This is a genomic window from Prosthecobacter sp. GW821-HT29F12 (assembly GCF_058803405.1).
In genome coordinates, this window is record NZ_CM179517.1 from 3,816,510 (window position 1) to 3,841,155 (window position 24,646).

Consider the following 24,646-nt stretch of genomic DNA (forward strand, 5'->3'; position numbering starts at 1 on the left):
AACCTCGATTCATTCTTGCCTCCAAAGCCTGATTTGAAACGGCCCGGCTTGCGGTCTGCCGGTTTCGTTCGGAGCGTACCATTGTAACACAATTCCAGTGTTCCTTTTTGAGCTTCCAAAATCATGAGCACCCCACCCTTCATTCGTGTCGCCTGCGTCGAGGATGATCCGCATTTCCAGGCGCTTCTGAAAAAGCTTCTGACACCAGAGCATGGCTTTGAACTTTTGAATGTTTTCAACAACGCCGAGCAGGCCGTGGCATCCATCTTGGACTCCAGGCCGGATGTAGTGCTGCTCGACATGAAGCTGCCCGGAAAGACCGGCATTGATTGCTTGAGCATGCTCGAATCCCACATGCCTGCCACGGCTTTTGTCATGCTCACCGGCGATGACACCCCGCACCAAGTCTTCGCCGCGCTGAAGGCCGGCGCCTGCGGCTACGTTTTGAAGACCGCACCTGTCGAACATCTGCTTGAAGCCGTGCGCGCCGCAGCGCTCGGCGGAGGTCCGCTGAGTCCAGCCATTTCACGCGTGGTGATCTCAGCATTCCAAACCAAAGCGTCCAAGGTCCAGCCCCGCATTCCCGGCATCACCCACCGCGAAGATGAACTGCTGGGTCTGTTTGTGAAAGGTCTGAGCGCCAAAGAAGCCGCCTACGAGATGGGCATCAGCTATGAAACCGTGCGTGATTATTTGAAGACGATCTATCACAAGCTCAAGGTCAGATCACGCACCGAAGCCGTGCTCAAATATGTCCGCAATCAGCAGGGACCGGCCCTTGCCTTCTGATCAGCGCACACGCAGCTGCTTCTTGCTTCGGACTGCCGCTCTGCGGCTCATCTCCATCCCGGACACCATCCCGGCCAGCATGAGCCAGTGAGACAGGTTCTTCGTCTGCGTCAGAATGCGCTCCACCGTCCCATGCAGGTAGCAGATGGACAGCGCCACGAGAATGCCGAAAGCGACATAGCCCATCAGGCTTTTCCCAAAGTAAAGCCACGCTCTGAAGGCGCACCAAAGCGTGACTGCCTCAAAGAGCAGAAACAACGACCAGCCCAGCCATCCATTCTCCGCCAGCAGCAGGTAGTAGAGGCTTTCTGTCAGCGGATTCCCCCAGTAAAGTTCGTCCACAATGGCAAAGCCGCGCTCGGCGTCCCACTCCTCTAAAATAGCGCTGTATTTCGCGCCCAGCGGACGGCTGTTGGCGATGCCGTAATTGTTCCACCCGATGCCCAGCAGCGGGTAATCGTGCAGCATCGCCAGGCACTGGCGGTTGAGTACCGGGCGCAGGTCCTCCGCGTTCTTTTCCTTGCTCTCCTTGACCTCCTTGAGTCGTGAATTGAGCGAGTCCATGGCAAACATCATCACCAGCACGGCCCCCACCACCCCCATCACAGAAAACAAGGCTGTGCGCACCCCGGGGCCGCGCAGCCATGCCATGCCAAGCACGATGGCAGCCCCCACGGCATACGCTGCCAGTGCCGCTCGTGAAACCGAAAGCAGCACGCACAGCCCCGCCCCGCCAAATGCGGCCAGACATAGCCACAGCAGGCGCCCCTTCACTTCCTTGTGCAAAGCGGCGGCAAAAACCACACAGGCCGTCATGTACGCCCACATGGACATGGGGTTCTGATGCTCAAACCAGCCCTTGATCTGAAAGTAACCTTCCAGGTAACGCATCTTCATGCAGATCCAGGCCTGCACTACCAGACTGAGCCCGAGCCCGGTCAGCGCAGCACGCAGGTCTTTCTCATCACGCAGGTACATCGCCGCCGCCACGAAGATCAGTGTGCCTTTGCCAAATCGTGAAAAGGCCATCCACGCCATCGAGGCATCCCAGGCATTCGCTACGGAGAGCAATCCCACCACCGTCCACAATGCATAAAGCCATGTTCCTGGCGGCCACCCTTTGCGCGGCGGCAGCGCCGGATCTCGCGGACTTTGCGCCACGGCGATGATCAAGGCGATGGCAAACACCTCAATTAGAGAAACCTCATAGCCCTTGGTATGCCCGCGGTACTTCTCGATGCTGCCGATCATCAGTGTGAATCTTCCCGGCTGCAGTGTGGGCATGAAAATCATCAGCCCAAACAACGCCCGCTGCCAGGCGCGCCGCGATGCCATCATCACCCCGAGCAACGGCGCAAAACCGCCGTAGAGCAGCAGGGCAATCAAGAGTTTGAAAAGATCCTTCACAGCTGAAATCAAACCCTGACAACGCATCATCTCACCGCCCCCGATTGAGGGGGGAGCCAACACTTCCTCACGCATTTAGATTTCCACTCACCTCTTCTCCAGCATGCGTCCCACCATCGGTGTCCTCATCCGTTTCAAGAACTCCGCAGCCACTCTTCCTCGTGTGCTGCAACGACTGCAGGCGCAAACCATCCGCCCCCTTTTCATTCTCGGTGTGGACACCGGCAGCACGGATGATTCTGCCTCGCTGATCACTCAAGCGGGAGGCCGGGTGATTGCATGGTCCCGGCCCTACCATCATGCGCGCGTGCTCAATCACGGCCTCAGGCATCTGCACACAGATCTCGTGCTGGTGCTGAGCTCGCACACCACCCTGGATGACGATGACGCTGTGGAACGCATGCTCGCCGCCTTTGAAGATCCCCGCGTCGCTTGCGTCAGCGCCAAGTGGGACAACGATCCATTCTACAGCAACGCCATCACTTGGGATGAACTCCGCGCCAAGGGCCTCAAGTTTGGTTCCATTTACAGCAACAGCATGGGTATGATCCGCCGCAAGGCGTGGACGACTGTCCCATTCGATGAAAGCCTGATCACCGCCGAAGACTACGCCTGGGCCATTGAGCAGCTGCAGCGTGGCCACATTTGCAAACGGCTGGCTCTGCGCTTCAGCTATGAGCGCAGCGGCCATGACCGCACCTTCGAGTTTGCGCAGCTGGTGTTTCAGTTCGCACGCCGCTACAAGCTCCGGGTCACATGGCTTGGCGTCCCGCGCAGCCTGCAGCAGATGCTGCGGGCGTTGTTCATTCGCCGGCCAGACTCAGCGCCGCCCGCTTTGCATTACGAGCGGCTCAAAGCCTGGGCTTTCATGCGCTTTACCGTCGCTTCTTCTTTTTCCGGCCGGTGAGGATGGCGCGTGCGCGATCTTCGTCGTCCAGGGCAGTCGTGTACTTGTAGTTGAATCCTTCAAGCTTCCTGCGCTCGATCTTCTGACTGATCAGACGCTCGATGGAGGCCACGTTCATGAGCTCATCAGCGGCGAAGAGGGTAAAGGCATCGCCTTCCTTCTGCGCACGGCCGGTACGGCCGATGCGGTGGACATAGTCTTCCGAATGCTCGGGTACCATGTAGTTGATCACATGGGTCACGCCGCTGACATCGAGACCACGCGCGGCCAGATCCGTTGCCACGATGATTTCGAATTCACCGTTGCGGAAGCCCTGCAGGGCGCGCTCACGATCACGCTGGCCGATGTCGGAGTGCATGACGGCCACCTTGTATTCGTTGAGTTGGTTGAGCGCGGAGTAGATCTGGTCGGCCTGCACCTTGGTGCGGGTGAAGATCATGACGCTCTCGAAATGGGTCTGCTTCAGGATCGCCAGCAGCAGTTCCATGCGCTGGTCGCTGGCCACCGGATACATGTAGTGGCTCACGGTCTCTGCTGCGGAGAAGCGAATGCCCACTTCGACGCTTTCAGGATCTTTGAGCGCAAAATCCGCGAGGCTCTTGATCTGCGGCGGCATCGTGGCTGAGAAAAACAGCGTCTGGCGTGCAGGCGGTGTCTTTTCAACGATGCGGCGCACGTCAGGAAGGAATCCCATGTCGAGCATGCGATCGACTTCATCGAGAATCAGCACTTCAATGCCGCGAAGGTCAGCGATGCCCTCCTGCATGAAATCAAGCAGACGTCCCGGGGTGGCAACAACGATATCGACACCTTCCTGCAACCCCTTGCGTTGCTTGTCATAACCAACGCCGCCATGGACAAGGAGAACACGGAGCCCCGTGTGCTTGCCATATTTTTCAAATTGTTCGACCACCTGCGCAGCGAGTTCGCGGACCGGTTCGAGGACGAGAACACGGAATTTTCCTGGAGCGCCCATGCGAGTCAGCGTGGGCAGCGCGAAGGCTGCCGTCTTACCTGTGCCGGTCTGCGAAGCACCGATCACATCTTTGCCCATGAGAATGATGGGGATGGATTTTTCCTGAATGGTCGTGGGCGTGGTGTAGCCCGTTTCACGCACGGCGGCCAGCACCGCTGGAGAGAGCCCCAGCACTTCAAAGGCTTCCGGGTAGGGGCCTTCAGGCACAGGCGGCGGCGCAGGCGGTGCCACCGAGGTGTAATTCACACGTTCTGGCTTGTCCTCACGGGGACCACGCGGCGGACGCTTGTCATCACGCTCCCGCCCACGCGGTGGGCCGCGGCGGCCATCACGCTCCTGGCGCTCTGGGCGTTCCGGACGGTCACCACGCTCACGGGGTGGCCGGCCTTCACGCGGCTGACGAGCGGCTTGCTCGCGCGGCTGACGGGGGGCGTGTTCACGCGGCTTGTCGTCATGCGGACGCTTGTGCGCGTGAATGGTGGCCGGATGATGTTCTTTCGAATGGCCAGGGTCTTTGGCTGGAGCATGGGTCGCCTCCTTCTTCTTGTCTCCGCCGATGACGCGTTTCAAACCTGCTTTAAAGCGGCTGAAAAGGGAGGGTTTCTTCGGGGCGTGTTCGGGTCTGCGTGGGGTGGTCACAAGCGTTTTCTAGAGTAGGAGGCGGGGTTTATCGGCCAGTTTGGGCCACAATGCAAACCCGCAGACATCCGACGGGCGGGGTCAGAGCTTCATCGCATAGTGCACTTGGCGGGCAACTTCCTCAAAACCGCAGCTCGGATACAGGTGCTGGCCGATGGCATTTGAGGCCATTGTTTCAATCTGCGCCAGCTTCATGCCCTCGTCACGCATGTAATCCAGCGCATGCTGGATCAGGCGGCGTCCCAACCCCAGTCCCCGGGCGCTTTCCACCACGGCGATGTTGGGTATGCGGCCCCTTTCATTCACCCGGTCCAGCCGGGTGGTGATATAGCCGAGGATCTCGCTGCCTCGCTCAGCCACGAAACACCCCTCCGGGCACTGCGCCACGTCGTCGTCAATGTGGCTCGCCTTTCGCACCTTCCAGTCGCGTTCATTCCAAAGTCCAAATTTGTGCTCCAGCATCTGCTCCAAGGCGACACTGCCAAAGGACGCCACGGTAATTTGGCGCAATTGCGCCAGATCCTTGTCCTGATACGGGCGGATGTGAAGGGGGGATTCGTCCATGTTTGCGGGGGTTGAATTGTGAATAGAAGAATGGTAAACAACGTCTCAAGATAAGTATCAATCGTTCAAATGGCACGGGTCTTGCGAAACAGGTGTCCGGTTGGCGACGTTGATAACAGTAATATTTCAGAGTTGCGAACATCTTAGCTTATATCATTCTTCTGGCCCATGCTTCTTTTTAGCCGGACTTCTAAAAAATCCCGATTCAATGACCGCCTTTTTAAGGTCGTCGGGAGCGTCCTGCTGGCTGGAGCGCTCAGTCAGTGCACCTCACCGCCCAAAGGTGACGTGGTGGTAAGCGTGAAAGATCAGAAACTCGGCATCTACAGCGAGGGTAAATTGACCAAACAATACGTCATTTCGACTTCGAAATTCGGCCTTGGCGACCAGAAAGGTAGCAACCGGACCCCTCTGGGTCAGCATGAAGTCATCGCCAAGATTGGCCAGGGCCTGCCGGCCGGAGCCGTGCTGAAAAGCCGCCGCTGGAACGGCGAGGTGCTCAAACCCAACGCTCCGGGCCGCGATCCCATTGTTTCGCGCATCCTCTGGCTGCGTGGTATGGAAACCACCAATAAAAACGCCTTCAACCGTTTCATCTACATCCACGGCACCCCGGAAGAAAATCGTCTGGGCCACCCCGCCAGCTATGGCTGCGTGCGCATGGGCATGAAGGATGTGGTCGATCTGTTCAACACCGTGAACGTTGGTGCCAAAGTGGTCATCACCAAGGGTGGCCTGCCACCTGGCGAGAAAGAAAAGCCAGCCACAGTCACGGACGATGTGGATGGTTCCCCTGCCCTGAATTCTCCAGCCACACTGGCCGCGCAGCCCCTCGAAATAGCGCCTATCGCACCTTCAGAGGGCGAAAAAAAGCGGGCTGAAGAAAACGAAGCCAAGTCGAAGGGTAAAGTCGGACCAGACCAGGAAAAACCCGTCCACAAGTCGAAATCGTCCAAGTCAAAATCCGACACCAAAGTGGCCGGACATGCCGCCCACAAGGCAAAAGCCAAGGCCTGAACCTCGGCAGGTTCAGTCGCGCACCAGTTCGAAAACTGGCATTTTTTTCAGCAACGACGGGTTTGTCTCCAGCGGCATCCTGCGCATCACCTGCAAAAGCTTGGGATCAAGCATGAGCCGTTGTTTGTGAATGCCGCTCTCAATGATCTCACTTTCACTCCATCGAGGATTACCACGAAATGCCGCCTGTGAAGGCCAGTAAACCCCGGTGCGCCCCACATTCACGTCGATCAATTTCACCTCGGTTTTGCCGGTCAGGTGGCATACACCGACAACGCAGCCCAGTTCCACCGCACGCGCCGAGGCGCAGCGCCCCACCCGCTCGATTCCCAAAACCGTTTCCGTGGCGCTTGGCACGAGGATCACATCCACGCCTGCCCCGCGCAACCGCGTGCTGATTTCAGGCATTTCAATGTCCAGGCAGATCACCACCGCAAAGCGCAGTCCGGCAAACTCCCAGAGACGCAGTTCAGTCCCCGGTGAAAAATCCGATTCCCACGGCGTCAGGTGCAGCTTGTCCTGATGCAGAACTCGATCTTCCACCAGGATCGGTGCCCGGTTGCGCAATTCCTGGCGCTCCTCATCCCAGAACGGCACCGTGCCAAGCACAACCGCCTTGCCAGGCCGGATCAGCAGTGATTTCACGGCGGGCAGCACTTCCCCCCAAAAAACCTCAGCCGTCCGTTTGAGTGTTCTAGGCTCAACCAAAGGCACCAGCCCCACCCAGGCGAATTCCGGCAGCAATACAAGGTCTGCCCCATTATCCCAGGAATCCTCCACGCAATCCACCACCACCGCAGCAAAGGCCGCTGGCGATTTGGCGGCAGCTCTGGAATCAAACGTGCAGAGATCAATCGCTATCATGGCGCATTGTGCGCCTCATTTCCCACAGCCGCAACTGCCACCGCACCCCGGTTTCTTCCGGCGTTTGACGGAACGGACGATGAAAAGCGTGATCGTGCCGAGCACGACCGCGATCGCTGCGATGGATTGCCAGTCTGCGTTCATGATGAGAAAAGGTTAGTAGCCCAGCGCACTGCCAATCTGGAAGATCAACAGACTCAGTACATACGCCGTTCCGGTCATGTATCCGAGTTGAAACATCGCCCATTTCCAACTTCCCGTCTCACGCTTCACGATGGCGATGGTGCTGACGCACTGCATGGCAAAAACATAAAACACCAGCAGGCTGATGCAGACGAGCGGCGTGTAAACCGCCCGGCCGTCAGGACGACGCTCCGAAGCCAGCTTGTCTCGCAGCGGGGTCAGGTTGTCGTCATCTCCGCTTTCCACGGCATACACCACGCCCATCGTGGAATTAAACACCTCGCGGGCAGCAAAGCTGCCAATGAGCCCAATGCCAATTTTCCAGTCATAGCCCAGTGGAGCGATGGCGGGCTCGATCAACTTGCCGGCACGACCCGCAAAGCTGTTCTCAAGCTGGAGCGCCTTGTCCTCCGTGTCGGTCTTCGGATAAGTCGAAGCCGCCCAGATGATGATGGAGATGCCCATGATGATCGTCCCTGCACGAACCAGAAACATGCGCGCACGCTGCCACACATGCAGAAGGATGCTCTTGATCGCGGGCATCTTGTACGACGGCATTTCCAGAATCATCGGACTCGCCGCACCTTTCATGACGCACTTGTTGAACAACCAGGCAAAGAAGAACGCACCAAACGTGCCCAGCGCATAAAGCCCCAGCATGATCCCCGCCTGGGTCAGCGCCCCGACTTCTCCCACCGGAAATAGCACGCCAATCAGCAGCGAATAAACCGGCAAACGCGCCGAGCAGGAGGCCAGCGGCGCAATCAGAATGGTGATCAGCCGGTCTTTGGGACTATCGATCGTTCGCGCCGCCATCACGCCTGGAATGGCGCAGGCATACGAGCTGAGGAAGGGCAGGAACGACTTGCCGTTGAGCCCCACCTTGCTCATCGCCCAGTCCATGATGAAGGCGAGACGCGACATGTAGCCCGTGTCCTCCATGATGCCTATGAAGAAGAACAGGATGAGAATCTGCGGCAGGAAGATGACCACGCCACCGACCCCCGGCACAACGCCGTTCACGATGAGATCACGAAAATCCCCGGCAGACATCAGTCCCTCCACCCAGGTGCCCATCTGGCCGAACCCAGCCTCGATCCAGCCCATGGGACCCTCAGCCACCTTGAAAATGAGGAAGAACAGCAACCCGAGCACGAGCAGCAGGTTCACGAATCCAAGCACCGGGTGCAGCAGCACGCGGTCAATTTTCGTGGTAATGGTCTCGATTTCCTGGTCAGGCCGTTTCAAGACCAGTGCACAGAGCTCTTCGATGTTGCGGTAACGCTCGGCGACGAGTTCGTCCTCCCAGCCCGGAAAGCTTGCTTCCATGCTGCCACGCAGCTGCTGGATGCGCCCGATCTGCGCATCAGCGATGCCATAGTGCGTCGGATCGTGATCAGACAGCAGATACAACGGCTCCAGCAACGAAGCCTTGCTGTGGATGGCTCCCGTCTGACACAAGGCACCGCGGCTTTGTTCCAGTGCGACGCGCACCCCTTCAGGCAATTTTGCGCTCTGCCACTTCGGCGGCGTGAGGTCTTCACGACTCAGGGCCAGCTTCAGCTCAATCAGCCCCTGACCACTCACCGCCTGGGTTTGCACCACCACGACCCCGAGCAGTTCGGACAACTTGGCCGCATCGATGCGCCACTCGCGCTGCACCGCCACGTCGATCATGTTCAGCACCAGAATCGTCGGCAGGCCGAGTTCCAGCACTTGGCTGACCATGTAAAGGTTTCGCTCCAGATTGGCCGAATCCACCACACACACCACCCGGTCCGGGCGCGGCGTTTCAGGTCGGCGTCCCAGCAAAACATCACGCAGCACGGCTTCATCCGGCGAGCGGGCATTCAGGCTGTAAGCACCGGGCAGATCTATCAGCCTCAGTTTCTTACCATGCTGGCTGTAGCACTCGCCGATCTTCTTTTCGACGGTCACCCCGGGGTAGTTCGCCACCTTTTGCTTTAACCCGGTAAGCAGGTTGAAAAGTGTGGTTTTCCCGGAGTTCGGGTTGCCCACAATGGCAATGAGTGGCGGTTCAGTCGTGGCCTGGCTCATGCGGCGGCGGGGGAGATGGCGATGAATGCCGCCTCATGATTGCGCATGGAGAGATGCGAGCCGCGCACACAGATCTCGATGGGTTCGCCCAGCGGCGCACGACGCGTCACACGGACACGGGTTCCCGGGACAATGCCCATTTCTCGAAGCCTTGTCAGCCCCGAACGCCCGGTGGGCATGGCTTGGACGATGGCATCTGTGCCAACAGGAAGTTCAGCAAGGGTGGCGGCGTACATGAAAGTAAAACGGTCCTGCAACTGAGACTCTGTCGCAGAACGTCGATTCAGGTTAACAAGAACTACGATTCTGGCAAATGCGGACTTAATGCAGATTTTGCGCGTGGTCGGCTCGCACCAACTGTTTGAGCCCCCTTGCCACAGGGGTTGCACCGGCTCTGAATGCCGCTAGTCTGCGCGCCCTCGAAATTATGTGGAAAGGCCGTTTTGCTCAGGAAACCAGTGCTCTCGTTCAGCGCTATGGAGAATCTGTGTCGTTTGACTGGAGGCTCTACCCCCATGACATCGCCGGTTCCATCGCGCATTCCAAAGGCCTGCTCAAAGCGGGCATTTTGACCGCCGAGGAGCAGCAGCAGATCGAAACCGGCCTGCTGGCCATCCGCCACGAGATCGAATCAGGAAACTTTGAGTTCAAGGAGTCGCTCGAAGATGTCCACATGAACATCGAGTCAGAGCTGACCAAGCGCATCGGCCCCGCCGGTGCCAAACTCCACACCGCCCGCAGCCGCAATGACCAGGTGGCCACGGACGTGCGCCTTTACTGCCGGGCGGAAATCACCCGCATCCTCGATCTCATCTCCGCCATGCAGGCCGCTCTCATCGAGTGCGCCGAGCGCGGCAGCGACACCGTCATGCCCGGCTACACCCACCTCCAGCGTGGCCAGCCCGTCCTCTTCGCCCATCATCTCCTGGCCTACGTGGAAATGCTGTCTCGTGACTCCGATCGCCTGACAGATTGCCGCAAACGCCTCAATGTCATGCCCCTCGGCTCCGGCGCCCTGGCCGGCAGCACCATCATCATCGACCGCGAGTTCGTGGCTCAGCAGCTTGGCTTCGCCTCGGTGACGCAGAACTCCATGGATGCAGTCAGCGACCGCGATTTCGTCGCCGAACTCCTGTTCGCCATCTCCCTCCTCGGCGTCCACCTTTCCCGCCTGAGCGAAGACGTGATCCTCTGGGCAAGCGCCGAATTTGGCTTCGTAACCCTCAGCGATGCCCACACCACCGGCTCGTCCTTGATGCCGCAGAAAAAGAACCCGGATGTCGCCGAACTCACCCGTGGCAAGTCCGCGCGCCTGATCGGCAACCTCATGAGCATTCTCACCCTGCTCAAAGGCCTGCCGATGACCTACAATCGCGATCTGCAGGAGGACAAGGAACCCCTCTTCGACTCCATCGACACCATCCACATCGCCCTCCAGGTGTTCACCGAGATGATCACCGGCATGGATGTGAATCGCGCCAAAACGACCGCCGCAGCAAGCGATCCCATGCTCCTGGCCACCGATCTGGCCGACTACCTCGTCAATCATGGCGTCCCCTTCCGTCAGGCCCATGAAGTCATCGGCAAACTCGTGGCCTACTCCATTGAGCAGCAGCGCGCCTTTGGTGACATGACTCTGGAGGAATTCCAGCGCTTCTCCCCGGCCTTCGCCGCCGATGTGACCGCCTGCTTGAACCTGGAAACCGCCATGGCCGCTCGCAAGGGCATCGGTGCCCCTTCGCCACAGAATGTGAAAGCGCAGCTGGCCCGCTGGCGCAAAGCCTTGACCCCTGAGTGACCGGCATGCAGATCCCGGATTTTGAAATCTACACACCTGGGGCCGAGTCGGGCTGGCAGAAAACCCGCAGCGAGGCGCTGTTTGCCAACCCTCACGTCGGTGTCGAAAAAGCCTTTTTCACAACCCCCAGCCGCAAGTCCGAAGTCCCCTGGATGGTGGTGAAACGCAAGGCCGCCGTGGCGATCGCCCCCGTTTTGGAGGATGGCCGTTTCGTCATGGTTCATCAGGAGCGCCTGCCGGTGATGCAGACCATGTGGGAATTTCCCGCCGGTCAGATCGACTCGGCCGTGACCCGTGAGTCCATCATCCACACCATTCAGAATGAACTGCGTGAGGAGTGCGGCTGTGCCCTCCACCCGGATCTGGGCACCCTCCAGCCCCTCGGCTGGTATTTTCCTTCGCAAGGTTTTACCGACGAGATCGTTTATCTGTTTACGGCGAAGCCCGTGTGTGTCGTCAGCCGTCCTGAACCGGACGGAAGCGAGCACATCAGCGACGTGCGGTTTGTTAGCGCGGGAGAACTGCGTGGGATGATTGCTGCCAATGTGATCACCAACGCCCTGACGCTGGCTCTCTTCGCGCGGATCGCGGCCCAAGGACTGCCGTAGTCCTGCGCATCCGTAACTCCCCTTCCCCCCCCTCTCATTCCCATGTGGTCCGGCCTGCTCCAAAAAGTATTCAAAGTTCGCGAAAAAGTCGCCATGAACCTCGGCGGCAAAGGCGATGAGGAAAAACCCTTCCTCGATCACCTCGAAGACCTGCGCAAAATGATCGTGCGCATCGCCATGACGCTGCTGGTTTCCACGCTCGTCACGTTCTGCTTCTACGACAAGCTCTTCGAGATCATCAAGTACCCCCTCTGGGCCACCGGCGTCATCAAGACACCGGAAGAACTCAAGGCCATGCTGCAGATTCTGACACCCCAGGAAGGCTTCCTCATGGTGATGAATCTGTCCTTGATCGCAGCGGTGATCCTCGCGTTTCCGTTGCTGCTGTTTTTTGTCCTGCAGTTCGTCCTGCCGGGATTAAAACCGGCGGAAAAGAAGGCCATCTTCCCCGCCATCGGTATTGGCGCGGGTCTGTTCCTGCTCGGGGCCTGCTTCGCATTCTACGTGGTGCTGCCCAAGGCCCTGGAATTCTTCTACACATTCAATGAAAGCCTCGGCATGTCCAACGGCTGGAGGCTCGATGGCTACGTGAAGTTCGCCACGCGCTTCATCCTGCTGTTCGGCGTCGCGTTTGAGCTCCCAGTCATTGTCATGGTTCTCGTGAAGCTGGACTTCCTGAACTACAAGCTGATGAGTACCACGCGCTCCTACGCCATCGTAGCCATCGCGATTTTCGCGGCCATCGTCACCCCCACGCCGGATCCCTTCACCATGCTGGTGCTCGCCGGCCCTCTGTATGTCCTCTATGAGACCTGCATCTGGCTCGCTTACTTCATGGAGAAGAAAGACCGTGCGGCCTACCCTGAGTACTACGCAGACATCGACAAGGATGCGAAGGAACTGGAGCAGCCAGGCGCAGACGACTGGGACAACGAGAACTACAATCCCTGGTCCTCAGGCGACGACGATGAAGATGACAAGGACGACTACCAGTCCCCTGCCGCCAAACCGTCCGCTCCGCCACCCGAGGTCGAAAAACCTGACGTGGAAAACCTTGGCGAAGACCAAAGCTCGAAGATGCCTGATGAAGATCCGGCAGACCTTCCGCCCCGGGAAATGACTCTGGAGGAGCTCGCCCGTGAGGATGAGAAACGCTCCAGTGAGCCGCCCAAGGATTCATAACACCCGGCGGACTCAGTGAATCAACATGCGGAGGCACAGGCGAACAGCCTGTGCCTCTTCAGCGTTCAGAAGACGTATTTACAATCTCGGATTCTCTTCATCATTCAGAGCCCGCCACCACTATCGCCGTGTCTCTTCAGCGCTCGGGAGCGCCCTCACAATCGATCACCAGCAGACACGGAGCATCAGACTGAATGTCGAGCCTTCGCACAAGCAGGCGTGCAAGGTAGGACTTCCCCCATTCGCTTTCCCGGTTCATGAATCGCCCCAGCGGCGTGTCACGCTCCACACACGCCACAAAATGCGGCTCGCTTCCAGCCGACACCTGCACATCAAAGGTGATGTATCGCGGCCTCAGCTCCGCTGCAATATCCAGTCCATGGCTGGGCCGCAGGCCCACGTGAAACCACGCGGCCGGCCCCGGTGGTTGCTTCAGAAAATTCGCCAGCGCCTCCGCATGCGTTTCATGCAGCAGCGGCCAGCTGATGCGGCGCTTGCCATCAGCTCCCGTCTCCAGACGAATCAACGCACCATTGGCACACACCGAAGTCACCAGCTTAAACAGCGGCACCGGCTGGCCGCCCGGCAGCGTTTGCGGCAGGCCGGGAATGCGCGAGAGCAGCCTTAGTTCCGTTTTTTTGTCACCCACCGCACCAAACTGTGCTTCGATCTCCGCGCTGTATTTGGCGGCATCATGAATGCACGCAGCCCGGCGTTCAGCGGTGTCAGCAGCAAAAAATTCCGTGACTAATTGTTTGGCGTCCGCTGTCACCGCCCCCACATCTGGAGCAGGTATCACAGCACGGGCAGTCTGCGTTTTGGGCACCACCGGATCAATCTTCACCACGGTTGTTTTGACGGAAGTTGGCGCCACATCCGCAACGGGTTTGACCACGGGTACGTTGACGCTGTCCCACCACAACCAGAGCGCGCCTCCGCACACGACGCTAAAGGCCAGCAGGATGAACGCCCCGCGCCATGGTGACCTGCGCAAGTGCGGCGGTGTCTTGAACTCCTCCGCCGGCGGTGGCGGCGCCCCCGTGGGCATCAGCGCTTGGGAATGCTGCAACGTCTGGCGTGCCGTGAAGTTCGCGGGTGCCTGAATCGGCGGCGGGGGTGGCCATGCCGCTGGCTGAGAAAGGGCACGGATTTCCTGCTGCGGCGCAGCAGGCATGCTTGGCAACGGCTGCTGCTGGGACACTCGCCGCCGCACCTGTGCCACCCCCGCCATCTGGGCCTGCGTCCCGAAGTGGCTGCGCAGCGCATTGTGCGCACAGTGCGGGCACTGCACCATGCCCTCCATGCTTTGCTGCATGGAGAGAAATGCCTGGCCGCAGGCCGGGCAGATCAGACTGGCTGTGGTGCCGGGATTCATCGTGCGCAAAAAACTTAACGCATGTGCAGCTTCTTGCGCGACTTGATTCCAGCAATCCGCCACAACAGCGGTACGAACTCAGAACTTTCTGGCGCAGACAGCTGCATGCAGTAGATTTTCCTTTCGCATGAGTCGCCCTAATGATGATCTGAAACCCATCCCCCGCCATATCGCCATGATCATGGACGGCAACGGCCGTTGGGCGAAAGAGCGTGGTCTGCCGCGAACCGAAGGGCACCGAGCCGGAGCGGAAACCGTACGCCGTGTCGTGGAGGGTTGCAGCGAGATCGGCGTCGAATTCCTCACCCTCTACGCCTTCTCTTCAGAAAACTGGAAGCGCCCCAAACGTGAAGTCGAGGCTCTGATGAAGCTGCTGGAGATCTTTTTGCGCGGTGAACTGCCGCTCATGATGAAGCAAAATGTCCGGCTCCAGTCCATCGGCCGCCTGCATGACCTGCCCCAGTCCTGCCAGAACGAGCTCCACCGCTGCATCGAAGCGACCGCCCAAAACACCGGGCTCACGCTGATTCTGGCCCTCAGCTACGGGGGCCGTGAAGAAATCATCGACGGCGTGAAAAGCCTCCTGCAGAGCGTGGAGAGCGGCCACCTCGACAAGGCCATGATCGATGTCGAAATGTTCGGCAAGCATCTCTACACCCGCTACTATCCAGATCCTGACCTCCTCATCCGGACTTCGGGCGAAATGCGGCTGTCGAATTTCCTGCTCTGGCAGGTCAGTTACACTGAATTTTACATCACTGAAAAGCTCTGGCCGGACTTCTCCAAAGAAGACCTGAAAACCGCCATCCGTGCCTTTCACCAGCGCCACCGCCGCTTCGGGGGCGTATGACGAATGTTGACCTCTCCCCCAATTGCTGCGATAACGCAGTTCCAACCCAAAATAACGCCCTAATGCCAGACAACCCGGACACCCACCTGATCATCGTGGATCCAGATGCCGACTTCCTCGCATGGGCTGCTGCCCATCTTAAAGCACCGGGCGTTTCCATCAGCACCTTTGAGCGGGGTGAAGACGCCCTGGCCTCTTACGTCAAGAAGCGCGCCGACTTGCTGCTCTCGGAAGTCCGCCTCAATGGCACCACCGGCATCGAACTCCTCAAACGCCTGCGCCAGACTGATCCCCAGTCGATGGTCATCCTGTTCAGCGGCACCGCCACCACCAGCCACGTCATCGAGGCCATGCGTCTCGGCGCCTACGATGTGCTGGGCAAGGAACGCCTCCCCTACGAGCTGCGCACCGTCGTCGAAAGCGCTCTCACCTCCATTGAAGCGCGCAAGGCCACCCGCGCCCAGACTGCCGAGGTTCCCACCGAATCCATTCAGGAAACCATCATTGGTCGCTCCGCGCCCATGCAGGAAGTGTTCAAGCTCATCGGCCGCGTTTCCCGCTCAGACGCCCCCGTCATGATCACCGGAGAAAGCGGCTGCGGTAAAGAACTCGTCGCCGGTGCTATCCACAAATTCAGCCCGCGCGCTCAGAAGGAATTTGTCGCCATCAACGTCACGGCCATCCCTGACAACCTTCTCGAAAGCGAAATCTTCGGCCATGAGAAAGGCTCTTTCACCGGCGCGGTGAACCAGCGTGTCGGACGCTTTGAGCAGTGCGACGGCGGCACTCTCTTCCTCGACGAAATTGGCGACATGCCCCTCGCCGTCCAGAGCAAGCTGCTGCGCGTGCTCCAGGAAGGCCAGTACTCCCGCGTGGGCAGCAACCAGACGCTCAAGACCGACGTTCGCGTCCTCGCCGCCACCAACAAAAATCTCGAAGACGAAGTCGCCAAGGGCAATTTCCGTGAGGACTTGTTCTACCGCCTCAACGTCGTGCGCATCCACATTCCGCCGCTCCGTGAGCGCCGCGAAGACGTGCGCCTCCTGGCCGAATTCTTCCTCCACCGCCTCTCGGCACGCCGTCGCGGGCCGCAGATGCGCTTCACCGATGATGCGCTCGACATGCTCGACGCCTACGACTGGCCCGGCAACGTGCGCGAACTGGAAAACACCATCCAGCGCGCCTGCGCCCTCTGCAATTCGGACGTGCTCCTCCCCTCCGACATTCCCCTCGGCAGCAAAGGTGCCCGCCACATGGATCCGTCGAGCACCGTCACCCGCATGCGCGATGCCCTCAGCATGCTCGTTAGCGTGGCAGAAAAAAGCCCTGATATTGAGCTCCTTCCTTGGGTGGAGCGCGAGCTCTCCCGCCTCGCTTTCCGTCATTTCAGCGAAGATGCCGACCGCACCGCCAAATTCCTCGGCGTCAACAATGAGGCCCTCCAAAGCCACCTCAGCGCACCCGCCGTCAAAAAGGCTGCGATTGAAAGCCCCCTCAGCGCCGCTCCTGCCGCGAAAAAGACCAAAAAGGCCAGCTGAACTGTCCATCGATTCCAGCAAGCCCCGGGTCTTTCCAGTTCGCTCGCTAGACACGTCACTGCCATCACGTTAAACCGTTCCCTCTATGCTCAAACAACTCACACTTACCGCCCTCGCGGCGCTCGCATTCACCTCCGCCCAGGCCGCAGATGACGGTTGGGTCTCCATGTTCAATGGCAAGGATCTCAGCGGCTGGAAGTCCAACGAAGAAGTCCCTGGCGTCTTCACCGTCGAAAACGGCGAACTCAAGGTCAGCGGCGGCCGCGCCCACCTTTTCTACGTCGGCGACAAAGGGGATGCCTCCTTCAAGAACTTCGAGCTGAAGCTCAAGGTCAAGACCACTCCTGGCTCCAATAGTGGCGTGTACTTTCACACCCAGTATCAGGACAAAGGCTGGCCGGAAAAAGGCTACGAATGCCAGGTCAACAGCACCCACACCGACCCCAAGAAGACCGGCAGCCTCTACGGCGTCGTCAACATTCTCGCCCTGCTTCCTGACCAGAAGGAACCCGAAGGCGGCCGGCACATCAAAGTCCCCCTGGCTCCAAGCACGGACGGCGAATGGTTTGACTACAACATCAAGGTCGAAGGCAAGCACATCGTCCTCTCCGTCAACGGCAAAGTCACCGTCGACTACACCGAACCCGAGGGCTGGGACCCCGTCAAAGCCTTGAAAAACATGATGGGCCGCAAGCTCGGCGAAGGCACCATCGCCATCCAGGGCCACGACCCCAAGAGCACCACCTACTACAAGGACATTTCCATCAAGGCCCTTCCTTGATCTGACCTCAGACAGCATTTCCATCAAAACGGGCGTCTCAAACAGACGCCCGTTTTTTGTACTCGGCATGCCTGACACAGGCAGGTCTTTTCAAACATCAGCTCCGCAAAACGCATAGCCCCCCCATATGGACTGCGGTCGCGCAGTGAGGAACGAATGCAGCTACCGCTTTCGACGGACTCGGTGGCACACGCGTACCAGAAAAAGCTCGAATGCGGGAGCCGGTAATCCTTCGCCAGCCGTTCTGCTCACCCACTCCACTAGCCACTCGAAAGCCACAGCTCCGCAGCCGCCCTCCAAAAACACTTCTCATGGCCTCAGGGCTCCAAATGCCGCTCCTTCCAAAATCAGTTCCTCAAACGCACAGCCCCCTGCACCTCCAGCCAACTAGCCCGACGATTCATTTGACGGCGGGCGCAGCGCTGCACACCTAGCAGCATGCTCCTCAACCACGGCATCCATCTCGGCTACTGCACCAACATCCACCGCGGCGAAACGTGGGAGGAAACCTGGAGCGGCCTCAAGAACTACACCCTCCGGGTCAAGGATCGCGTCAGCGGCGGCAAGCCCTACGGCATCGGTCTCCGCCTCAGCCAGCAGGCGGCTGTGGAACTCAGCGCTCCAGGAAAAATCGACGAATTCAAAGCCTGGCTGGAGGCCAACGGCTGCTACGTTTTCACCATCAACGGCTTCCCTTACGGCTCCTTCCACGGCACCCGGGTCAAAGAACAGGTCTTCCTGCCGGACTGGACTTCCCCAGAGCGCCTCGACTACACCAACCTGCTCTTCGACATCCTGGCCCAGCTGCTGCCGCCCGGCGTGAGCGGCAGCGTCAGCACCCTGCCTGGCTCCCACAAGACCTTCGGCGTCGGCGCCGATGAACTGCAGGCCATTTTCACCAACCTGCGCCTCTGCCGCGAGCACATCGAAAAGGTCGCCACCAAGAGCGGTCATGACCTGCATCTCGGCTTGGAACCTGAGCCACTCGGCCTGTTTGAAACCAGCGGAGAGACCCTCAAGTTTTTTGGCCTCTACCTCGACCGCAATCCCGGTGACCGCGACTTTTTCAAGTTCGTGGGCCTGAATTACGACACCTGCCACCTCGCCATCGAGTTCGAAGATGCCGAAAAAGCACTGTCGCGCATCACCGGGGCCGGCATTCGGCTCAGCAAGCTGCACTTCAGCTCGGCGCTCAAACTGAAGCCGACTCCGGAAAATATCGCCCAGCTGCCCGCCTTCGATGAACCGGTCTACTTCCACCAGGTCATCGCCAGCTACGGCAAGGATGAACCCCTGCGCCGTTTCAAGGACCTGCCCGATGCCCTGCAGTTTGCCCAGGCCAATCCAGGAATCCTCGGGGAGGAGTGGCGTGTGCATTTCCACATCCCCATCCATGCCCAGCCTGGTAGCGGCTTTGACAGCACCCGGGATCACTTGATCGGTGCCATGGACTGGCTGGCCAAAAATCCCACCAAATGCCAGCACATCGAGATGGAAACCTACACCTGGGAAGTCCTTCCACTGGAAATGCGCAGCGGAGATGTGGTGGATCAGCTGGTGCGGGAATACGATTGGACTCTGGCAGAGATGCGAAACCGGGCGCTGGCCCCCGTTTGAGAGGGAAAATCCCCTTGCACCGGGGCTCATCCATCGGAAGTCTGGCACTCCCAATTTCCCCACATGCAATCCCTCTGGAACGACCAAGAAGCCGCCACTTTCGGCACCGATCTGCTCGGACAACGCGTTTACACTTCCCGTCTGCTCGGCCGGAATCCCGCCCTCGTCCTTCACGGCGGCGGAAATACCTCAGTCAAGGTCACGGAGCAGGACTTTTTCGGTGATCCGGTCAATCTCTGCTACGTCAAAGGCAGCGGCTGGGATCTCGCCACCATCGAGCGCGCCGGATTCTCCCCTGTCCGCATGGAGGCTCTCATCAAGATGTCCAAACTCGCCACCATGAGCGATGAAGACATGGTGCTGCAGCAGCGTGCGGCCATGACCAACCCCAACGCGCCCGCCGCCAGCATCGAGGCGATCCTGCACGCCATCCTGCCCTTCAAGTTTGTCGATCACAGCCACGCAAACGCCATTTCCGCCCTCACCTGCAACGCCGACGGCGAAGCCCGCGTGAAGGAAATCTACGGCAATCGGGTCATCATCGTCCCCTACGTGATGCCAGGCTTCATACTCGCCAAGACCATCGCCGACCTCATCGCTGGCCGCGATCTGCGCAAAGAAGGCATCCAGGGCATGGTCCTGCTCAAACACGGCCTCTTCACCTTCGATGACGACGCCCGCAAAAGCTACGAGCTACACATCGAGATGGTGACGATGGCAGAGGACTACCTCGCTAAAAAAGGTGCCAAGGCAGCCACGGCGGCAGCCACCGAAGACCTCATGGCTTTGGCAAAACTGCGCCAGGCCGTCTCCAAGCGCCGGGGTTTCCCACAGATCACCCGCCTCAATGCGTCCCCGGAAGCCGTGGGATACGCCAATCTCGCCACCGTGGCCGATTTCGGCACACGCGGCCCCCTGACCCCGGATCACAGCATCCGCACCAAGCGTGCCCCCGCCTTCATCGGCGCAGACCTCGATGCCAGCGTTCAGCAATACGCAGACGACTACGCGGCTTACTTCCAGCGCCACGCCAGCGGCCAGACCATGCTCGATCCCGCCCCCCGTTTCGCCATCTGGCCAAACCACGGCGTCGTCAGTTTTGGCGACACCCTGAAGGACGCCAAGATCGTCGCCGACATCGCTGAATCGACCGCTGCCACGGTGCAGCTCGGCGAATCCGTCGGTGGCTGGCAGCCGCTGCCTGAAAAGGACATCTTCGAAATCGAATACTGGGATCTGGAGCAGGCCAAACTACGCAAAGGCCCCGCACGCAAGGTACATCAGGGCAAAGTCGCTCTCGTTACCGGTTGCGCCGCCGGCATTGGCTTCGCCATCGCTGAATCACTCGCCGAACAGGGCGCACAGGTCGTCGGACTCGACATCGATAAAGACATCCCCGACATCATGAAGAAGATCGGCGGCATCGGCATCGTGGTGAACCTCACCGAAGACCAGCCCGTGCAGGACGCGATTGATTTCACCGTCCGTGAGTTCGGCGGCATCGACATCGTCGTCAGCAACGCCGGCATCTTCCCGAAAAACGATCACCTTGATGCCATGGCCCAGGGCGACTGGGATCGCACCATCATGATCAACCTCACCAGCCATCAGAAGCTGATGAACAAGGTCATCCCCTTCGTGAAGCAGGGCATTGATGCCAGCATCATCTTCGTCGGCAGCCGCAACTTCAAAGCCCCCGGACCCGGTGCCAGCGCCTACTCCTGCTCCAAGGCTGCGCTCACCCAGCTCTGCCGCGTTGCCGCCCTCGAACTCGCGCCAAACAAAATCCGCGTCAACATCGTCCACCCGGACGCCGTCTTCGACACCAAGCTCTGGACCCCCGAAGCCCTGCAAAAGAGCGCCACGCGCTACGGCATGACTGTCGAGGAGTACAAGACCAAAAACCTCATGAAGGTGGAGATCAAGTCCAAGGACATCGGCAACATGGTCAGCGCCATGGCCAGCCCTCTCTTCGCCAAAGTCACCGGTGCTCAGATCCCGGTGGACGGCGGGAATGACCGCGTGATTTAATCTTTAGCATTAATGCTCTCATGAAGGCAGACCATCAGCGTGCTTGGACGCTGATCAGGCATCTGTATCCGCAGCTTGATCTGGATCAGCTTTGCTTCAGCGAGCATTCACTGCGCTTTGAGCTGGGCGATGTGCAGCCCAATGGAAGCACCCGGCGCATTGAGCAAGCGGTGGCACGGGGAGCGGCCTTGTTCGAGAGCTGCTTCACCGAGGACATGGAACTCGTGGTGTTAATTCAGACCTGGGACAGCGGTCAGGAGATGCTTCCGACCACGCCCGCCGGATACTTGGAGCAGATGATTCCTGAGATGGAGGGAAGACTTGTGATCCTTCCTCTGATTGACGCCGGTGAAGGAGACATCTTCCAGCCCGAGACCAGCATCATGCAATTGGCAAAGTCCCGGTTGAATGTGGAGGGCATTCTCCGTGGCAAGGCCAATCTGGAGATGGGCCGCACCCCATCGATCAACCAATCTGTTTGCTTCGTAGGCATCAAAAGTGGCCTGGTGTTTTATATGTACGACGACCGCGGCTGCTTGATCTATGCTCAGACAAAGCGTGAACTGGCCGCCTTGCGCAGACAGTATGGTGCGTGGCTGGTGTCACCTGGTCGCGTGTGCGGGAATTGAGAAAGGGAAAGTGATCTGCCTAGGCAGACAGGCCGCTGACCCTGCGCATTCGAGCCGGGCTTGATGAGAGCAGCGACAGGGGCGATTGAATCGGCATATCCATGCCACTCCCCGAACTTCCCCTCTCAACTCCCTCGCTCCTCTTCCCGGCTATCTCTCTTTTGCTGCTGGCACATACCAACCGCTTTCTGGGCTTGGCCAGTGTCGTCCGTGGCCTGCATGCAAACTGGCTGACCACCCAGGAGCCCATGCTGCTGGCACAGATTCGAAGCCTGCGGAAGCGCATCCGCATCATCAAGCACATGCAGTCCATGGGCGTGCTGAGCATGATGTTCTGCGTGGTCAGCATGACCTTGCTTTTCTTCAGTCATCAGCCAGGTGGCCAGATCACCTTTGGCATCAGCCTGCTGCTCATGCTGGCATCTTTGATGCTGACCCTGGTGGAAATTCAGATGTCCGGCACGGCTCTGGACCTGCACCTGCAGGACGTGAAATGCCGGGACGAGTAGGCAAAAGAAAAGCCCGGCTTGAGACCGGGCTGATCGTGAAAAGGAAATGGATGACACCAGCTTAGCTGGCGGTGCTCGGATCCTTGATGATGCGGCGCAGCAGCGGGAAAAGAGCATCCTCGCATTCCTTGCGTTTGAAGCGCAGCTGACGCTTCACCAGCGGATTGCCAAACATGCGGTGACTGTCCTGCACACGCCCTTCCAGAATATCAAGCCACATCGCGTTGGACGCATCCAGAGCAGCCGCGAGGCTTTGATCCAAAACCGGCATGCGCAGCACCAGATCCTGCGGACGGATGATTTCATCCAGCAGATCGGATGAAACGGGGCCGTCTTTCAGACTCACCACCACAATGGAAGGAGCTTCGCCAAAGATGGCCGAGCGCCACTGCTTGATGGCCGGCAGAGTGGCCGCCTTCGCTGTCACAGGGTGAATCGGCAGCCAGTGCAATCCGTCATCTTCCCGCAGACTCTGGATGATTTCAGGGTTCAGATCACGCCCCAAAATGTCCTGGCAGCTCGCTGGCAGATCCGCCAGAACAAGCTTCCCATCCATCGCAGTTTCCACGATACGACGCATGGAATCCACGTTGTCGATGGGCATGGACTCGATCTTGTTGGGTGAAATCTTCTGAAAATCCCGGTTCCCAAGAGCATCGCAGTCGAACATGGCCACGTCATCACGCGTCTCAAAGTTGGCAAGTTCGTAAATAAGGCGGGCAATGGTGCTCTTGCCTGTGCCTCCGCTGCCAGCGGTGATAAGGATCATCTTCATAGGGTGTTGCGGTAGCTTATCGAGTGATTGGTTAAAAGGAAAAATGGAAGATGATTGCATACTTTCTTCCACCTGAGGAGTTTGCGACTCCGTTTCACGAGGGGAAGGTGACAATATCGGCACTCGCGGCACTGCCCGTGCGGCAGGCTCTGCGGGTGCAGCGGACGGCGGACTGGTGGTGCGTCCCACCCGCTGAAAGGCATTCCCCAGATAACAAAAGAATTGTCCCGGCAGTTCCCGATTGCCGACCGACTCCATGTTGTAGCCAGACAGACTGAAAGTGCCATCCTGCAGCGTCTGCCAAAGGCGGCTCAGCTGCTCTTCAACATCGCCCCTCAAATCCGAAAAGGGTTTGCCAGGCTCCACCGCTTCCCGGATGACCACCGGGGACCGTCCCAGCGTCAAACAATCCGCAGCAGATTCCAACGCCACAGTGAACTCCGCCAGACTGTCGAGGCGGATGTCCAGCATCTTGGAGTCATTCGCACTTTCCCGCAGTCCCGGAAGGCGCAGCAAAATATGTTCTGGATCCAGCGCCAGCCCCAGTACCGGCACAGCAGCCGCCTGCTCACGCAGGCGATTGTGCAGCATTAACACTTCGATCTCGGTCAGCCGGTGCCGATGAGCCAGCAGGCGGGAAAGCCGAACGGAAATCACAGGCATCCGCGATCCCTCTGTGCGTCCATAAACATGCGGGGTGGTCCTCTGAAACGGCAGCAAAGGATGCCAGCGCTCATTGGCAAAGAGCTGCGACATCATGTTGGAGCCCCTCAGGCCCCGCGTCACGGCGGCGGTCGCCATCAGCATCAAACCTTTGATCTGCCCCAGCGTCAGCAGCGTGCTTCCCGTTGCCTGCCACTCTCGCAGGTGCGTCAGCAATGAAGACGGCACTTTGGCCGCCACGGACGCACTGATGGGCTCTGTCGGATGGCCTTTGATCAACATCGCGCAGACCTGCATCACTCTCGAAGCAATCTCAGCACGCCCCAAGGGCCGCGACTCAAAACGATCCACAAACAACTGCAAAAAGTCCTGCTGCCACAACCCCACCCGGCAGTTCAGCGGATCCACAAAAGAAACCGCCTCAGGCAGGAACGATTCCAAGGCCTCAAGCTCCGACGCCAGCCGCCACACCAGCACACAGGCGATCCCAATCGGCAGCGGTCCCACCCGGCTGCAATACTGCCTCACCACCTCTCCAGGTGCCGTACCGAGCATGACATTCGTCTGCGTCCCCTCATTGAGAATGTCCAGCACCCGCGGCAGTGACGGAAAATACGCCCCCAGCATGGACGACAGCCAGATCGTTTCCGCCCGCTGAAACGACTGCCTCACCAGCCATGGACCACCCTCTGGGCTGAATTCTTCATGCCCAAGTTGTGTGCTTTGAATCGGTACGGATTTCGATTTGATCGGAAGTGCGGTTTTCACGATCAAGGATCGGAGCTGAGACATTACAGAAGGGCGAAGTTGGATTTCAAATTCTAAGCAGACGTTGTTCCATTACACGAATAAGATTAATCAGAAGAAGAAACTTCTGTAACAAATT

At 59.0% G+C, this 24,646-nt stretch carries 22 protein-coding genes; 13 read left to right on the forward strand and 9 right to left on the reverse strand.

All coding sequences use genetic code 11. The features are described 5' to 3' along the window. Positions 1-123 precede the first annotated feature (123 nt). Positions 124-789, forward strand: coding sequence for a response regulator (locus AC3RLQ_RS15725; protein WP_493038673.1), 666 nt, complete (start codon positions 124-126; stop codon positions 787-789). On the opposite strand, the gene AC3RLQ_RS15730 is transcribed toward AC3RLQ_RS15725, so the two are convergent. Continuing rightward, positions 790-2,226 carry an O-antigen ligase family protein gene (locus AC3RLQ_RS15730; RefSeq protein WP_493038675.1) on the reverse strand — a complete coding sequence of 479 codons (1,437 nt, stop codon included), beginning with the start codon at positions 2,224-2,226 and terminating at the stop codon, positions 790-792. Between the two features lie 73 nt (positions 2,227-2,299). Between AC3RLQ_RS15730 and AC3RLQ_RS15735 the strand changes: the two genes are divergently transcribed. Next, positions 2,300-3,103 (forward strand): glycosyltransferase family 2 protein, encoded by an 804-nt coding sequence (locus AC3RLQ_RS15735; RefSeq protein ID WP_493038677.1) that lies wholly within the window; start codon positions 2,300-2,302, stop codon positions 3,101-3,103. Here the strand turns inward: AC3RLQ_RS15735 and AC3RLQ_RS15740 are convergent. Further along, entirely contained in the window at positions 3,072-4,649 is a 1,578-nt protein-coding gene (locus tag AC3RLQ_RS15740) for a DEAD/DEAH box helicase (RefSeq protein ID WP_493038679.1), read from the reverse strand. The two genes, AC3RLQ_RS15735 and AC3RLQ_RS15740, sit on opposite strands and share 32 nt — an antisense overlap. Before the next feature lie 150 nt (positions 4,650-4,799). Beyond that, positions 4,800-5,282, reverse strand: a complete 483-nt coding sequence (locus AC3RLQ_RS15745; RefSeq protein ID WP_493038681.1) for a GNAT family N-acetyltransferase — start codon at positions 5,280-5,282, stop codon at positions 4,800-4,802. 168 nt (positions 5,283-5,450) lie between these two features. Here AC3RLQ_RS15745 and AC3RLQ_RS15750 point away from each other — a divergent pair, with 168 nt between their 5' ends. Continuing rightward, positions 5,451-6,299 (forward strand): L,D-transpeptidase, encoded by an 849-nt coding sequence (locus AC3RLQ_RS15750; RefSeq protein WP_493038683.1) that lies wholly within the window; start codon positions 5,451-5,453, stop codon positions 6,297-6,299. Positions 6,300-6,311: 12 nt separating this feature from the next. Here AC3RLQ_RS15750 and AC3RLQ_RS15755 read toward each other — a convergent pair whose 3' ends face one another. From AC3RLQ_RS15755 to AC3RLQ_RS15770, 4 genes are read right to left on the reverse strand one after another with little or no spacing between them, the layout of a single operon-like run. After that, the gene (locus AC3RLQ_RS15755) at positions 6,312-7,163 is read right to left on the reverse strand and encodes a nitrilase-related carbon-nitrogen hydrolase (protein WP_493038685.1); all 852 of its coding nucleotides are present in this window, start codon (positions 7,161-7,163) and stop codon (positions 6,312-6,314) included. 15 nt (positions 7,164-7,178) lie between these two features. Continuing rightward, positions 7,179-7,307 (reverse strand): FeoB-associated Cys-rich membrane protein, encoded by a 129-nt coding sequence (locus tag AC3RLQ_RS15760; protein WP_493038687.1) that lies wholly within the window; start codon positions 7,305-7,307, stop codon positions 7,179-7,181. Positions 7,308-7,319: 12 nt separating this feature from the next. Beyond that, positions 7,320-9,404 (reverse strand): ferrous iron transport protein B, encoded by a 2,085-nt coding sequence (feoB, locus tag AC3RLQ_RS15765; protein WP_493038689.1) that lies wholly within the window; start codon positions 9,402-9,404, stop codon positions 7,320-7,322. After that, a complete protein-coding gene (locus AC3RLQ_RS15770; protein ID WP_397385735.1) occupies positions 9,401-9,640 on the reverse strand; it encodes a FeoA family protein in 240 nt (79 codons plus the stop codon). The genes feoB and AC3RLQ_RS15770 overlap by 4 nt, the downstream gene beginning before the upstream one ends. Before the next feature lie 191 nt (positions 9,641-9,831). Here AC3RLQ_RS15770 and argH point away from each other — a divergent pair, with 191 nt between their 5' ends. From argH to tatC, 3 genes are read left to right on the forward strand one after another with little or no spacing between them, the layout of a single operon-like run. Continuing rightward, the gene (gene argH / locus AC3RLQ_RS15775; RefSeq protein WP_493038691.1) at positions 9,832-11,202 is read left to right on the forward strand and encodes an argininosuccinate lyase; all 1,371 of its coding nucleotides are present in this window, start codon (positions 9,832-9,834) and stop codon (positions 11,200-11,202) included. 5 nt (positions 11,203-11,207) lie between these two features. Beyond that, positions 11,208-11,810 (forward strand): NUDIX hydrolase, encoded by a 603-nt coding sequence (locus AC3RLQ_RS15780; protein ID WP_493038693.1) that lies wholly within the window; start codon positions 11,208-11,210, stop codon positions 11,808-11,810. A gap of 42 nt (positions 11,811-11,852) precedes the next feature. Next, the gene (gene tatC, locus AC3RLQ_RS15785; protein ID WP_493038695.1) at positions 11,853-12,992 is read left to right on the forward strand and encodes a twin-arginine translocase subunit TatC; all 1,140 of its coding nucleotides are present in this window, start codon (positions 11,853-11,855) and stop codon (positions 12,990-12,992) included. A 136-nt stretch (positions 12,993-13,128) separates the two neighbouring features. Here tatC and AC3RLQ_RS15790 read toward each other — a convergent pair whose 3' ends face one another. Next, on the reverse strand, positions 13,129-14,367 hold the full coding sequence (locus AC3RLQ_RS15790) for a hypothetical protein (RefSeq protein ID WP_493038697.1): 1,239 nt from the start codon (positions 14,365-14,367) through the stop codon (positions 13,129-13,131). A 127-nt stretch (positions 14,368-14,494) separates the two neighbouring features. On the opposite strand from AC3RLQ_RS15790, the gene uppS reads away from it, so the two are divergent. The 7 genes from uppS to AC3RLQ_RS15825 all read left to right on the forward strand — a co-directional run bounded on the left by uppS (position 14,495) and on the right by AC3RLQ_RS15825 (position 22,322). Continuing rightward, entirely contained in the window at positions 14,495-15,217 is a 723-nt protein-coding gene (gene uppS, locus AC3RLQ_RS15795) for an undecaprenyl pyrophosphate synthase (RefSeq protein WP_397385417.1), read from the forward strand. A gap of 62 nt (positions 15,218-15,279) precedes the next feature. Then, positions 15,280-16,755 (forward strand): sigma-54-dependent transcriptional regulator, encoded by a 1,476-nt coding sequence (locus tag AC3RLQ_RS15800; protein WP_493038699.1) that lies wholly within the window; start codon positions 15,280-15,282, stop codon positions 16,753-16,755. Between the two features lie 85 nt (positions 16,756-16,840). Continuing rightward, positions 16,841-17,536: a 3-keto-disaccharide hydrolase gene (locus AC3RLQ_RS15805; RefSeq protein WP_493038701.1), complete on the forward strand. Its 696-nt coding sequence runs from the start codon at positions 16,841-16,843 to the stop codon at positions 17,534-17,536. Between the two features lie 438 nt (positions 17,537-17,974). Beyond that, positions 17,975-19,153, forward strand: coding sequence for a metabolite traffic protein EboE (eboE, locus tag AC3RLQ_RS15810; RefSeq protein ID WP_493038703.1), 1,179 nt, complete (start codon positions 17,975-17,977; stop codon positions 19,151-19,153). A 63-nt stretch (positions 19,154-19,216) separates the two neighbouring features. Next, complete coding sequence (locus tag AC3RLQ_RS15815) at positions 19,217-21,184, forward strand: bifunctional aldolase/short-chain dehydrogenase (RefSeq protein WP_493038705.1); 1,968 nt, start codon at positions 19,217-19,219, stop codon at positions 21,182-21,184. 20 nt (positions 21,185-21,204) lie between these two features. Then, complete coding sequence (locus AC3RLQ_RS15820) at positions 21,205-21,813, forward strand: DUF3885 domain-containing protein (protein ID WP_493038707.1); 609 nt, start codon at positions 21,205-21,207, stop codon at positions 21,811-21,813. A gap of 101 nt (positions 21,814-21,914) precedes the next feature. Then, on the forward strand, positions 21,915-22,322 hold the full coding sequence (locus AC3RLQ_RS15825) for a DUF2721 domain-containing protein (RefSeq protein WP_493038709.1): 408 nt from the start codon (positions 21,915-21,917) through the stop codon (positions 22,320-22,322). A 61-nt stretch (positions 22,323-22,383) separates the two neighbouring features. Here AC3RLQ_RS15825 and AC3RLQ_RS15830 read toward each other — a convergent pair whose 3' ends face one another. Further along, entirely contained in the window at positions 22,384-24,528 is a 2,145-nt protein-coding gene (locus tag AC3RLQ_RS15830) for a hypothetical protein (protein ID WP_493038711.1), read from the reverse strand. Between the last annotated feature and the right edge of the window lie 118 nt (positions 24,529-24,646).